Genomic DNA, 15,782 nt, shown 5'->3' with positions numbered 1-15,782 from the left:
CTGGCGGTCGGGCTACGGGTTCCTGATAGAACAGGTCGCCTTGTGACCAACTGTTCCCCCGTTGACAGCCCATCACCCTCTGATACAGCAATACAAAACGCCTGATAACGCTCATCAGGCGTCAGTAAAGGCATAAAAAACGTGTCACGCTGTACAGTGACATCTCCAGGCTTTTCCCGCATGCCCCCCTGATATCTTATTCACAGATAGTCCATGGTTTATCTCCCACATTCTGCGCTTCAAGGTCAAACCACGCATCATGCCGGTGTGATGTACTGCACCGGCAGGTATAGCGCAGAAAGGTTAAGTAGCGGCATCGGATTCACCGTCAGGTCTGACATAATGGTGATGTCAAATGTCAGTGTTGCCTGCAACGTTGACGGTTTATACGTCTGCTGCCAGTCGGTGATCGTCGTACTCAAGGTCGATACCATCTCATTGAGGGGGAGAGGACTCACCCCTTTTCCGTCAATATTGACCGGCAACGGTGGCATTATCGCCACAGGCAATGGGACCGACATCCCGGAAAGTTCAGTGGTGAGACGGTAAATCCAGGTGCTATTGATCTGGATAGTACTGTCACCACTGACGTTCGAATCAAACAATGCGTTAAACAACGCGCTAAGATGCTGCTCAAGCGTCCGGGTTATCGGGCTTCCATCTGGCGAATCCAAGGTGGCAATATTAACTGGCCGGTCCGCGCGCAATGTTGGATGCAGTGGATTACCAAACGACACTGTCGGCGTGGTGAAAACAAACGGCTGACTGATGACGCCGTCAATGTCTTCATTACGCGTCAGATATACCGTCGAGATAGCATCCTGCCGTTCCAGGATTTGCATCCCAGGCGACAGCACCGTTCTTGCCGCAATACCTTGCGCCACTTCCGCCGTCAGTGGCTGCTGGTTACTGTCAAGGTAATACCAGGCATAGAGACCACGGTCGGGATGACTCATAGCGTCAATCGGCACTGCCGTATAACCTTCTATCTGCACGACGGGCTCGGTCTCCATGCCGGTTGGCGCACCATCAGTCGAGTTTAGTGTGACCACCCACACAGCTTGATCCACCTTATCAATGGTGACGATGTGGGTTTCTTCAGCAATCCAGAAGTGCCATGTTGCCCCCGTCAGTTGTGGTGCGGCAGCAGGCGCTATACGCATTCCACCAGCGCTTGCCTGCGCCGCAATATCCGTGACGATCTTCAGATACGCGCCTAATGCCAGAGACGCATCGTTAATTTTTTGCTGATCGGTGGTGCGTGCATCAATCAGTGGCACTGTCTGGCCGAGTAGCTGTGTCAGCGTCTTCTGGCTGCTCATAAACTGCGCCAGCCCCTGGAAGGCGTCCATATAACTGGCCAGACGCAATGCGTCGTTGTCCCGCAGATTATAAGAGACTTCGTTATAGATACGATCCTGCTCAAAATGGAAATCGGTGCTGTAGGTATAGCTGTAATTCCACTGCGTTAGCTGATTCAGCTCGCTGGCTTGCGTGTTGGTCGCCATGCCGTTTTGCGTCATCATGCGTGGCGTCGCCGGGAAGTCACGCAACAGCAATGGCACGGTGAAACGGCCCAAATTACCACTCAACATACTGTTGTTATCAGTCCAAATGGGAGAAAGCCAACTGGACGCCAGATACCCCTCGATCCCCGGTATCGCCGACACCTGATGCTCAATGGCGGCCCCCGCCCATGCGAGATCCAGCGTCACGCTCTGTACCACTTCGCCATTTACCTTGATGTTACCCGCAGAGGACAACAGGAAGGTGATGGGCTGATTATCGCCCGTCACCAGCGGCATTTTGGGCGATGTCAAGGTGACCAGACTCTGGAGTGCTTCGCTGTCCGTGTTCCAGGTCAGGTTGCCGAACAACTGCGGGCTCTGTTCTCCGACACGCTGCGGAATATCGGCACTGACCGTCGCGCCAAACGAGACCGCCGCTCGCACGGTATACAGATTGGACAGTTTCACCAACAAGCTCTGTAGCAGCTCCTGACGGGCGGAGGCCAGCCGGGTACTGCTCTGCCCAGCATAGATGGGCCCCATCAGTTCTGACGCGGCCTGTGCCAATATCTCCTTCTGTTTGGCCAGTTCCGTCATAAAGCTCTCTACGCCAATGGGTTTATTGGTCGCTTTCGCGTCAATGACCAGAATCGACGAAGTAAATTCTGGCGAGAACAGCGTATCGAAGAAGCTAAAGAAGCTGGACAGCCAACTGTCTACATCCGTACCGGACCAGGTTTGATTAACGGCGGTAGTCGTGAAACGGTTGGTCTTCGGATCGAAGTCCGTCAGTTTGCTATATGGCCAGACTTGTGCGTCTCGTGTCACAAGCGTGTTGGATACCGGCTCTGGCGCAAACAGCTCTGGTTGCCCAACATCGTTTGTCTGCCACGCAATGCCGTTACCGGAATGGTTCACGGCGATGCGCATGCCCCATACCGCTGACGGGTCAATGCCTGCCGTGGGAAGGTAGCGATCGGTACCCTGCGCAATCACCAGCGCAAACTTGCCATTCTCAGAAAGCGTTTCATCAATATCTCGGGCAAAGCTCTGCAAGATATTTTGATGACTGCCAGCAGACAGATCCTGCGTCCCGGCATCGGTTTTTGCCGAAATAGCCGACGTCACCGCCAGCGTTTCGTTAACCGCTGCAAAATCTCCTTCAGCAATACCGCCCGTGCGTTTAAGGGTGACACTCAGCGTCAGTGGGAACACGCTCGCCGGGTTCAAGGTCACCTTCGCTGCACTCACAGACAACATAAAACTCAGCGGCGTTGGATCGGGTAAGTGGGTATCCCCCTGGGCCCTTGCGGCAAGGAATGTCTGAATAGTCACCAGCCACCCCGTCAGCGTGTCTGTAGCGCCGTACTGATCGCCTACGCCTATCTGTTTCGAGTCAATCTGCATACTCTGCGCCACTAATGTACTGTCGATAAACAGCGCAATACCATTAGGGTCATCAAGCTGATACAGGATTGCATTCAACGTCTGTAAAGACGAATAGGCACGCGACTGCCAGGCATTAGCCACATCATCCTGACTCGGATTAAACGCACTGGGATCGAAGGCGCTGGTCAGTTGAATCAGAAAGCGCTCACCCGCCGGTACCGTGTTTGCGACCGACCAACTGGTGGAAATGGAAGGCCACTGCGCTATCGTCATCAGATTATCGGTATACCCTGTCAACGCCGGTGTATTGTTATTCGCCCCTACGGCGCTGTCATTATCATCCAGTGTGGATACCATTCGATTACCGTAGAGATCATTCCATTCGTAGCTAATTTGTATAATACGACCATTAGCACTATATGGATTACCTGGATTGAGGCTGCCTTGCACAAATTGGGTATACGGCACCGACGTCGAGTACGTCAACGCATCTTCGCGGGTTAACGTGCGAACAACACGGACCTTGCCGTCACCACTGGCCGCGTCATCAGACTGCGGCCCCAACGGTAATCCCACATTGCTGGCGTTGAAATCCGCATTCGCCTCAACCTGATACGCCAGTAGCGTAAAGTTATTCAGCAAGAAATCTGCCGCAAACTGGGGGTCAGTCGGTTTGGCGGGAATATCGGGCAACCCGGTGCGGGTCGCCAGAATCGGCTGCACGCCAGGGATCTCCGTGGCGGACTGCGATAACGGACCGCTCATCAACGTCAAGGTTTGACCTGTGCTAAGCAGGGAAACGGTCGTCGCATTCTGTCCTGCCAGCACCATGACGCTCGTACCATACCAGGCGGCAATCGATACCAGCGTCGTGCCACCCGGTGCACTGCCTACGGTAATCCTTACCGCTGGCAGACGGATGGCTACGCCGCGCGCAAGACCGTTTTTCCACTGGGTATCGGTAATTCGCGGATTTGCCGATTTAATCGCCGCGGTATCCATATTGAACCAGTTGGCGATCGCACTTAATTGCCCGCCCGGTGCGCTGCCATCGACAGGCACGCGATACAGACCATTATTTACCGCCAGTTGCCCACCTGTCGTTAACGCAAAGGTCCCCCCGGCAGCCAGCGTATTATCCACCAGCGATACCAGATTACTGAAATAACGCGATACCACCGCCGCCAGGCTATCGCCTGCCGTCACGACGTGGCTAACGGATTGTGAACGCGCCTTCGCCACCAGCGTTGAACTGGAAATATCCATCGCATCGCCAGTCACGACCGCATTCATATAAGACTGTAAACGTGGCTGAGGCGCATACATCGCGATCAGATTAATCGTTGCTTCGCCTTTATCGTTAAACGCGGCATCCGGCAACCCCGCCCCGCTATCCGCATCGAAGTAATACAGGAAGAAGCCGCCAGCACGTGTAATGCTGGCTTCCCACAGCAGGCGTACCAGTTCCGTCGGCTTGTTCAGCAGGTTGCTGTTGGTGTCATCTTCTGCGCTCAAACGCGCCGCCAGCAAAAATCCAGCGGGTGGCCGTGTGACGGTGGACAGGTTCGTTTGCGAAATCCCAAAGACAACCCCTGCACCGGTATCCGCAGAGAAGGTCACGCCACTACTGCTGCTGGCGGACTGATAACCTACGACCATCGAGGCATATTCGCTATCGTCGTGTACATACTGCACCATGCGCTCAAGGATCAACGCATCGCTGGCGCTGGCCCCCATCACCTCATAAGTACAGTCACTGGCGCTACTGGTTGTGGTGCTACCTGCCGACAGCTTCTTCACGGTAAATTCTACGCTAGAAGCCCAGGCGACACGCTCTACCGGCGTATCTTCCGCTTTCCCGGTAGCGACGTTCATTCGTACCGCTTCAAGGTCAAAATTAGGGCTATTGCCTGTCTGGAGGTCTTCTGTGTCGGGGTCACCCAGGCTGGTTAACGCCAGCATAGCATCCGGCAATGGCCAGATTCGCGTCTGCGTGCCGACGGCACCCGAGGGGAAAATAATCGGATGACGACTTTGCCAGCCAATACCATTCGAGAGTGGATAGCGAGCAGGTTCATCTTCCACGGTCACCCAGGCATCAATCGCCTCTGGCCCGGCAGGAAGGATCGTCGTCGTCGCATAGGTGTTTAATGCGACAATACGCTGATAATTACTATCTCCTTGCGTTTGCTGCTTATCCGGTGGCGTAACGGTAAACGTTAACGCGGAAACATCATTAGCGAAGGCAAGCCAGTCAATGGCACCGCCTTTACTCAGGGTGATCGTTAACGGTGTGTCAGGTAGCGTACTCAGCGGCAACTGTTGCCCCGTCAGGGCAAACAAACCAGCGTAGTCCGGCAGGCTCAGCGCCCCGGTCTGCGCGTTCTTCGTCACCCACATTCCGGGCTTGTTCGGCGTAATCTTGTCGGTCGGCAGGCGCAACCCATGGAAGTAGTAACGTGACGCCATACCGCTCAAATGGTTGATCGCATTCACCCGCTGCGCTTCGGCCAGCAACGCGGCAACCTGGAATTGCGGCAAGGCCACCACATTGAGCATCAATGGTTGTTGATTCTCGTCCTGAGCGACAAACAAGTCGGTAATATCACCGTTACGTGTCGCGATGGGGCTGTTGACTGTCTCTCTATCTACCCCAGCCAAATCACCAACCGTAATACCATACGCTGTCGCAACGTTCAGTAATGTATCATCCGACTTGATGGTATAACCAAACGGCGGCACGGTCAGTGTCGCGCTGTCCTGGAAGAGATGGCTTAGTGTCAGAACATCGCTGTTGGCAAACAATTGCGCCAGAGAAACGCCGGTACCGATCCGTGCTGCCAGCGATGTCAGCGTTTCCGAACCGGAAATCACATACGGTGTCCCCGAATAGGTCACCGTCGCCCCGGAAAGCAGAATACCGGCAACATCGGCATTGTTGGTCGCCAGCGCCGCCGCGTCAAAGGCCCCACCATACTGGTGCTGTGCCGCCACCGAAGTGAAGCTATCCGTTGCTGACAACACATAGCTGACCAGCGGCAGTTGCAGTGTTTTCCCCACGCTCAGTGGATGCGATTCATTTCCTTTAAACAGATCGTAAAGAGAGAACGGTGTGCCTGCAGCAACCAATTGCCCCGTGGTATTCACCCAGTTAACAATACCGTTGCCACACTCGCCGACAGCCAGTGGATAAGTAAAATCACGCAAGCCATCCCGCATGGCCTGCAGCATCTGGCGCATTATCAGCACAAAGTAGTCGCTGAAGATAAAGGAAGCCACCGACAGCGCATTATTACGATAGGCGGTGAACGTCTTCAGGCCAGCTTTACCGCTCTCCTGTTCTACCTGTACCGCCAATTGGTCAAAATATTCTCTCAGGAAAGTAACAAAGTCATCACTGACACTATTGTACCCGGCAAACGTGTAGTCGATGTCAGGCTGCCCGCCCCAACCCGGCATCGCGATATTTAAGTTAACCGCCATTGGGAAATAGGCCGCGTCGACATTACCTGCCACATCAGGCGGCAGGCTGACCGTCAGACGGAACTGGTTATCCATAAACTGTTCGATGTCCGCAACGCTAAGTGGCATAGGGACATTTTCCGCATCACTCAGGTAGTTGATCAGCGCTTCCAGCGCTTCATCGGTCACGATCGCCGCATCAACCTGCTCTGGCGTCAGCGCTGCAGGCTGGATTGCCGCCACCGCCCAACGCGCTACCATCTTGGCTATTTTTTCAAACGAGGTGTCCTGTGCGTTGCCAGCCGCGCGCAGCAGATTGTCACTGCTATCACCGGTTGCCGCCCCAGGGGCATCAATAAATAGACTGGCAACATAACAAGGAAACTGCTTGCTGATATCAGCCGGAACACTGTTAAAGGCATTATCCCCGGCGATACTGAGCGCAAAACCGAGATAACCAACCAGCGCATTATCACCACTGGTGCGAGCCAGCAGATGATTCCACTGCGGCGTAATGCTTTGTGCTGTTTCATTCAAGACCCGCAAATAGCGACGCTGCGAATGCTGCGATAGCAAACGCCCGCCATCAGACTTCATGGTCACTCGCCATGGTGCATCTTCAGGCCGTTGCAAATACCCCAACGTAAACGATTCCTGAATATGGGTGGAAAAACTGAAACTGATGGAAATCTTAAACAGCCCCAGATTGATCTCCGCTTTGGCACTGACACTCACTTCAACTGAGACACTAATCGGAATGGGCGAATAGGACGCCAGCGTAATCTGCGCATAGAGCTTCAGATTGATATCAACCGATGCTTTGATAATTACAAAGTCAACGGAACCGTAGAGGTGGCCGATGATACCGAAGGTACCCTGTAGCTGAAAATAGTACTGGCCCTGTAGGGTCATGGCATTACTGCTGCCCGTATTACTCACGTCATACGGGTTCCACTTGGCGAGAATTCCCTCAAGAATGCCGAAAACGGTCAGGCTAAAACCCGCTTTCAGGATCCCGACATCCAGCGACTTACCCAGACCCAGTTGTGCACCGAAGCCAAATACCAGGTTAGGGTTAAAGAAACCGTTGGTTGCCAGCGGCAGTTGAGAAATCACCACCGCAGGTAACTTGCCAAAATAGAAGCCGCCGGAGCCAAGTGCGGGGATCCCGGGGGGGATAATCGCCTCAACCGAGAAGGAACGGGCGAAATTCTGATTCCAAGGGAAACCCACATCAAACTTAAAGTCGCCGTTGGTATACACTTCAACGCCGAAAGTCGGCAGTGTAATGGTAACCGCGCCCACATCGATGCGACGCATCAGCGTTGGCAGCGTAATTTCGGCCTGAAACACCCCTAATCCATCGCTAATTTTGCGATAGATAATCTGGAAATCGAGACCGGCAAAGACCTTTGCCGCTTCACCTTCAAGCGCAATACGCAATGCGTAAAGCGTCGGGTCCGTAAACACGACTTGCAGGGTAAAGACATAGCTATTCTCAGCGTCGTCCTTCTCGCTGCCTTCGCCTTTCTTGTCCTCTATCTTCAGAACGCCAAAATCGGTGGCAAACAACCAGTTATTGGCGGCATCAAAGCCAATCTGCGGCACACTTTTACCATCAGGAACCGGCAACGCCGCCAGCAGATCGATAGCCTCCTGCACAGAGGAAATACGCTGTAAGCCCGCGACCTGAACATGCTGCCCTGCCGCCAGCAAGCGCAAATCGAGATACTTATTACCACTGCCGGGAGGTGACGGCGTTGAAGACGGATCCGCCGCATTCCAGGTCAGCCCACCATCGTCGGTTAACGCCCGGTTGTCGCTGCTGATTTCCCACAGAAAATCGCCCTCCAGAGTGACATGAACCCCTTTGTTCTCTCCTTTCGGCTGATACTCCAGCGAGAAGCCGGTGATTTTAGCGAAAATCAAATCTAACGGGCCGATATCGACACGGAACTTCACCGAATTGTCGCTGAAGTTCCAGATCAGCGAAAAATTCGCCAACGTGATGTTATTCATCACATTCCACGGTGCAGCCAGACCAAAGGTAGACCCTGTCATCCAGGAGATAAACGTCTCTACCATCGCACCCAGCGACGTAGAATCAGTGAATTTGAGTGTGGCGGTGTTGGTCTTACTGTCAATGCGCGCTGACAACGGTCCCCAGAAGAAACCGTAGGCGTTATAACCCTGCTCATAGTCATAGAAAACGGTGAGGTCGATATTGTTCCAGAGAATCTGGGCAGAGACATGACCGTAGCTTGAATTCGCATTCTCTGCCTCGGTCAGCAACAGTGTTTTGGGCTGCATCGGTACTACACCACCACTGCGGCTTAGCACTGGTACCAGCGCCTTGCCCACTAGCGCCGCCCGTACCTGCACGTTTTCTTGCGCGGAGCCCGAGCCGAATTGCCCCATGATGATCGACTTAAAATCGTCGCCAAGCGGGGTATTCCATACGGTGATGGTTCCCCCGACCATATAGGAGGTCGCGCTATTCTCATCGCCCTCACTATCCGATGTTTTTGCCGATTCCACCTTAACAACCAGTTCGGCAATATCCAGATTAGGCATGCCATCAACCCACCAGCCGCTGCCGAGGTAGGTCTGAATAATCTGTTTTACCTTGATGGCGCTGTCACCCTGCTGGCCGACAAATGACCAGGCACCGTCTCCCGCATAGGTCGCCGTGACATTCATCTGCACGGCTATCTCCGGTTGTTCAGAGAACAACACCGTATCTGCCGACAGCGTCCCGGTGACCTCAGCGCCCGTGCCTTCAATATTGATGAACAGATTGGTCAGACTAAAGGTCGCCACCCCCAGTGACAGATCCCAACTATTGAGCTGGATACCCGCGCTGATGTTATAGACGGACTCCGCCCCCTTCTCACTCGGTACAACCGTCATCGAAAAATTACCGAGGTCGGCATTCAGATTAATGCTGTATTCAGGCGGGAGGAAAAAGAAGATTAAATCACCAAGCGGAATCGGATCGCTGCCTTCCGTCAGGCTGGCAGAGGCGGTCAAATTGGGGTAACTCACCGCAACATCAATACTGCCAGGTCCGATCACCACCTGGCTGCTGGCTTGCCAACTACAACGACGCGAACCGGTGGGCTCGGCAATATCCATCGTAAACTGCAGATTGTTCAAGGTTAACTTAGGGAACAATTCCCACGGTTGGCTATTGACCAGTAATAACTCGAAGACATCAATGGCGGAAGTCGCATAGTCGTAGCCAAACTTCAATTGATGTAATGCAATATTCCCCGCACCGTTGATCGCAGACGGTAATGTTCGCATAAAGTTGATGCCGCCAAGCAGTGCGAAGAGATCATTCAGCGAGGGAGGATTGACGGAAAGATCACCGTCAATCACGATTTTCCCCTCCGCCGAGGAGGGAAAATCCATCGTAAAATTAATCGGGTTATCACCGACGTTAATGTCACAAACTACCGCCCCGGTAATCCGTTCATCGTTGCCGGGGATAGTCGCGTTAACCTTCGCGCTATGGAGTGTAAACCACGCTACCGCATTTAAACTCACCTCACCGAGTTCCAGATTGAAGGTCGTATCAATCGATTCGCCATCGGCGTTCATGGTGAATTCAATAACAGTCTTCAGTGACAGGCCGAGGAAATTAAGCGTACTCCCGGTAACGGTGATCTTGTCTCCACCCTCCGGGTAGTCGATGACAACCGATTGTTGTGCGGAGCCAATAGTAAAGCTGTTGCCACCAATAATAGCGGTAATGAATTGATTAAAAGAGCCGGAAGAAAAGACACGCGGGAACAGGTTCAGTACGCCTTTCGAGGTCGCATCTTGTAGTTGCTGATCGAGCTGTTCGAGTGGCGTTTGCGCGTCACCCTCAGCGGCGAACGCTTGCAGGCACCGTGTCGTGCTGGAGGGCACCTTGTTCGGATTGACGCGCATCACCAGAAATACCAGCGCCTGTAAAAGCTTGTCGTTAGCACTATCGCTAAACCACCGCTTCAGCCCCTCAAAATAAAGTTTCCAGTTGCCGTTTTTCTTCGCATAGTCCTTTGCCTGCTCCACCAACAAGTCCGCCAGCATTTCCGGCGGCATTCTGGTTTCAGCGCTATAACCGTTTTTAAATTGATAGATACCAATCTGGATCAGATCATAGGTGGCACGATAAAGTGTATTACTCAGCACGTCAGGCGTACTGGGCTGCTGCATCGCCTTAGCGGAGTACGTGGTATCAAAAAGCGGGCTACCAAAGCTGCTGGGATAAGGGTTGATACCCGCCTTGGTGAGCTTAAAGAAAGGCTTACCGAGATTGAGTGCCAGATTAGCCGTACCCTGCCCTTCAAATACTGAGGGTAACGCCGCGATCTCATAGAAATAGTTAAACAAATCTTGTGGCAAGCCAGGCAGATTGATCACAATCACACCATGATTGGCAAGCTGTCCCACCAGTGCATTCAGGTCATCCTTGGAAATATCGGGCTCAATGTAGATATTCCCCGGCTTGGCCGGTTGTGACTGGTTATTGGGTTGATACAAGCCTTTGCTGATACACCAGCGCTGTGTGTAGTAAACAATTCGATCATCCTGATCCAGTTCGGCAGGATTGCCCGCTATGGGGGCAACTGCGTTAACAGGAATAAAATTCTTCAGCGCCTGAAAGGTGGTAGGCTGCAATTGATTCAGCAAAATAATCACTATCGGCTGCGTAAAGGGGTTACCGGTTTTTTGCGCCAGCGCACAAGCCGTCGCCAGTTCAAACGGCATCTCCGACGCACCACCGATGACCGGTTTACGACCCCAGGCCGAATCGTATAAACCGTAGACGGGCAGCGTTTGTATTTTTTGCGCCATCACCAGATCAACCACCGCCTTCGCCCTGCCAATCACCTCTTTATTGATATTCGGGATCTGTAGCAACTGCGCCCAGTCAGGCTCCAAAGGGGTTTGCATCGCAAAAGCGCGATAGGAGAACGCCCTCTCCTGTAAACTCGGTTGCTTTGCCAAATCGATATAGTTATCAGCCCCTTTGGGCAATATCAGGCTAATGGGATTATCCGTGCTATTGACGATTTCCCACATGTAAGGCTGGAGTTGCAGGTAAAAATCCACCTGGAGCGCACTCGCCAGATTCTGTTTGGTAATACTGGTTATCTCTGCCCCACCGTTAATACACAACGGCACCTGCCCGCTCAATCCGCTCACCGAGCGATTCATGCCGCCACCAGACGGCTTTTCCTTGTAGGGGAAGAACGTAATGGTCACGCCATTTAGCAGGTACGGCTGTGGGTTTTTCGGGTCCAGCCCAGGCAGCAGCACGGCCAGCTTGTCGATGACCTCGCTGCCATTGGTGACGTCATAAATCAGCTCAACGGGATTGGTAAAGCCGAGTACGATCATGCGTTTTAGCAAATTCACCGTATTGGCCTGATTGCCAAACCCGGAAGAGCGATAGACAAAGTAACGCAGGGGCGTGTCAGCCAGATAAGTTTGCAAACGGATGAGCCCCTGCGCGGTGATACCTCCGTTGGTGGACTGTGCCGATACAGAAAACGCATTGATTAAAGACGCAAGATTCTGTGCCCCACCGCCCGTTGATGCGACGTCATCTGGGTGTAAAGGCAGGATCTGTTCACTCATTACCGGCACTCCCCTTCGTCAGTAAAGCTGGGCGCACGCGCTCGTCGCCCTTGGTTCTCGGCTCGTTGTTGTACACGGCATACCAGGCAAGACCGGTCTTTGGTGCCGCAACGCTGGTCGTGCTGTCGGCGTCGCCGAACAGATAAAATGCAGTACTGCCATTAGGCGGTATCTTCAACACACCGAGGAATTTTATGGCTATCTCATTGAGTACCAGCATGAACTGTTTGCCTGCGCTATCAGCGCGGCTTCGCGTAGCGGTGGTCACCGCATGCTGGGTAGAACGGAAGGTCGTATGCCCATCATCACTGGTGTGCGGGATTAACGGCTTCAATGACGTGGGGTGCAGCATCTCTCCCGGTTTATCGGTATAGAGCAGTTGGATGGTGCCGTAAGATAGCGCAATCACGCTTTGCAGGCTGATTAACGGCGCACCGTTGTTGGTGCCCGGCATTTTCAACCCGGTAGCGGTACGATAGGACTCTCCCTCACTATCCGGCGACCATGCCAGCAGAAGGTACGCATTCAGTCCGGCCTTTCCCGCCAGATCGCCCGCTGTACCAAGGTTGAGTCTGAACTGTAACCCGTGCCAGGCACCACTCACGCCCCCCATACGGATATTGGTGACCACATCCAGATAGCCGAGCGAAGCCGGTGTCACCTCATCATCACTGGCGCTCACCAGCCCGACCAGTTCCATGGAAAGCGAGTTATACAGGCTCCCCACACGCGCGACGCTGGCGGCCATGTTAAAGGAGAGTTGGCTGCTATCGAACGTTATCTGTCGGTGATCCCGCGGGGCTCTGGTGTCAAATGACATATTCAGCCCCAGATTGCTGTAGTTCAGCCCAGTGCGTGGCGTATAGATGTTATCCTCTGGACCGAAAGAGTAAAAATCGACCCGGGTACCGTCCCCTTCATCTGCCTGGTCGGTATGAGTATCTCCATCCTCGTGGTCATCAGCAGCAATCAGCTTCAGGAAGCTGATATAGCCGGTCAAATCAAAACGGATCTGAGTTTGAATACTGTCGGCGTAGACAGTATTCATGGACGCGGACAAGGTCTCTACCGCACACAACACGTTATTATTGAACAGGAAGCTATAGTCGTAGAGCGTTTTCATGCCATAGGTCGGCCGGCCATTATTACTTTGGAAGGTGCCCGACATAATGATCGAGTTGTACTGATTTCCCCCGTCCCCCATCCCTGTTACCGAGCTGTCGAACACCTTGTTAAGCGTCAGTTGGGTATAGCTGGAGAACTGTTTTACCGCCGTGTTTTCAAACAGGACCTTCAACGTCAGGGTAATAAAATCGTAATCTTCCCCATAAGCCGGGGTTACCGGGCTCCCTTCAGTGCTGGTGTCATAACTGCTATCGACGTAGTAAATCAACCCATACACCGAGCTCTGCTTATCGATCAGAATCCCCGCACCTGCCGGCTCACTTTTAATCTGACTGATTTGGACCGCCAGGTGATGTGCGTAGAATCGATCAGGATTGCGGATACCCGCCGTAATCCCCGCCAGATCATTCGGTACGGTGGCAATTTTAGCGCGTAATATCAGAATGCCAGTCCAGTTGGGATCAGCCGCAATACGACAGAAATCACCAAAAAACACCGCATCTTCCTGCGCAAACGCCGCCGTAAAGTAATCCTGTAACCACTGTGACAGATTGACCATCTGTTGCAGATCCGGTGTATCGTCACGTCCGATAGTCGGTGCGGCAAAGGTGTCTGCCTGAGTCCATTTGGACGGGCTGGCAACCAGATTGTCGTCAACATTGCCGTTGGGGTCCCACAGGGGGCCGGTAATATTTTTTACAATCATCACATTGGTGTAATCACCATAGTCGAGCGACGTCCCCACATCCGCTTCAACCACCCAGCCACCAATATTCAACTGATTGCTGAACACACCATCCTGGCGAACTAAATGCTGTGCGTTGGCCACCACCAGAAACAATTGATTAGTCTGAAACGCTTGCTGGAGTTCCGCACTGGGGTGAGTAAAAGCCAATTCGCCCGGCTCTGGCGTCACCACCTGCCCCAGTAAAATTTTCTCCCAGGCACTGTCTGAGGATGAGCTCGCCACACTGGCAAGCACCCCTGATGGGGTGGTGAAATTGACCGTTCCCCCAGTCGCCCGCGCCGCCAGAGAGGGACGGCGAGCCGTATGCTGTCGCGTTGAAAGCGTCTGGCTCATCTCTGCGCTGCCGATAGCCTTGCGGCGTGTCGGCCCGATGATCAGCGTTTCAAACTGTCGGCTCTGCTGCTGGTTAAAGCGGTTGATGCCATCGCCGGGCAAAAAGCCGCTATAGGGCACAAGCGGGAAAGGCGCCGTTCCGTTATCGGGCAGCACATAGCCGGGATCGACATGTCCTAACATGAGCGGGTTTTTCTGCCAGACATAGTCGTCATAACCAAACAACGCCGCACCATCAGGCTGCGCTGCATAGGTATTCTGTTTCCCCACCGCTGGCAGTACGGTTGCCCAGGACGTCACATAGTCCTGGGTAAGCAGAATGTTACTGTTGCCCGGCGCGCCGGTCGGTGAAGCCGCAGGTGGCGGAAACGCCTGCGCATAGGCACCTTGCTGTGAGACAAAACGCAGGCGAGAAGCGCTGTCTACCGCGTCACCGGGCGTGATTGAGATAAACTCGCTGCCAGAAAGTCCACACAGTATTTCAGCGGTCACACCGTTCGGGCCGGGTGGCGCACTTATCAGAAAATCGCCAAAAGGCGCAGCATGAAAGTCCGTCACACTGTCCGACAGGCGGTGCCCAATGGCAAAGACTAACCCTGCGGGTTGGCAGCGTCCGCCCTGTGTATCAACCACCGGCGTCAGTGTGACACCCTCCCCCGATACCGTCACATAGAACGAATTTAACCGGGTGGGACGACCATCCCGATTCGTGCCGCCAAACAGCAATGCTGAACGGTTACTATTCTGGTTATGCAGCGTCACAATGGCATTGAGCGGGTTAGCGGGGTCGATATTGGCCGTAAAATTCAACATATCGGTGGCTCCGTCTGACCATGCAGCCAGCGGCAACCACTCGGAAATCAAACCATCGAATGCAGCACTATTCGTGAAAAGAAAATGAAAGCCCCAATACCAACTGTTGTACAACGACGCTCGCTGGATTGCCGTCTCAAACGCGATGCAGCCACGATTCGCCCCCGCAAACGGCAACGTCGCGACTGAGGCGGCAGTCATTTTGGGTGCCGACGCGCCAGTAAACGTCACATTGCCTTTGCTAAGCGTCAACACATCGTCCGCAAGACTAATTTTCATCCCATTCGGGATAGTGAGCACCATACTTGGCAGGATATTGGCATTCGCCAGGCCGGATACGACGGAGGTGCCATCCCCCGCCAACCCTAACCAGATGGGACTGGCAGACTGTGCCAGCGCCGTTGGATCAGCGGTGGATATCCAGAGAATGCCGCGTGAAGCGGCCTGACGCGCAACAACAGTCTGCACGGCAGTGACGAAAGCGCGCTGTACCTCAGCATCATCGTTAAAATTTAACGCCTGCGGACAGAAGATAAACGTGCCTGCCAGACGGGTATTGGTCAGTGCGTCGAAGAGCTCAATCCCTTTTCCTGCCTCAGGCGCATTGACGCCGAGCACGAAGGCCAGTGCCCCCGTATTGTCGCCATCAGTGCTGGCAAGATAGAGTGCAGAACTGGCTGCCTGTACAAAAAAAGACATTGAACCTCCTCCGACGAAGAGTGTACGGTTTAAGCCAAAGGAAAAATTTCCTTTGGCCGCATTAACGTTGCTGT

General features: G+C 53.5%; 2 protein-coding genes. Both read right to left on the bottom strand.

Annotated elements, in window-relative coordinates:
• Nucleotides 1-257: 257 nt before the first annotated feature.
• Nucleotides 258-11,990, bottom strand: coding sequence for a LysM peptidoglycan-binding domain-containing protein (locus DD586_RS06885; RefSeq protein WP_012884091.1), 11,733 nt, complete (start codon nucleotides 11,988-11,990; stop codon nucleotides 258-260).
• Entirely contained in the window at nucleotides 11,983-15,708 is a 3,726-nt protein-coding gene (locus DD586_RS06880) for a hypothetical protein (RefSeq protein ID WP_012884090.1), read from the bottom strand. The genes DD586_RS06885 and DD586_RS06880 overlap by 8 nt, the downstream gene beginning before the upstream one ends.
• Nucleotides 15,709-15,782 lie beyond the last annotated feature (74 nt).

This window comes from Dickeya parazeae Ech586 (assembly GCF_000025065.1).
Taxonomy (GTDB): domain Bacteria; phylum Pseudomonadota; class Gammaproteobacteria; order Enterobacterales; family Enterobacteriaceae; genus Dickeya; species Dickeya zeae.
The sequence above is the reverse complement of the archived record's forward strand: the minus strand, read 5'-3'. Positions and strand labels throughout refer to the sequence as shown.

What these genes read in the sequence shown, in the direction of transcription:
- DD586_RS06880 (WP_012884090.1), bottom strand. Translation starts at nt 15,708, where the DNA reads ATGTCTTTTTTTGTACAGGCAGCCAGTTCTGCACTCTATCTTGCCAGC.
- DD586_RS06885 (WP_012884091.1), bottom strand. Translation starts at nt 11,990, where the DNA reads ATGAGTGAACAGATCCTGCCTTTACACCCAGATGACGTCGCATCAACG.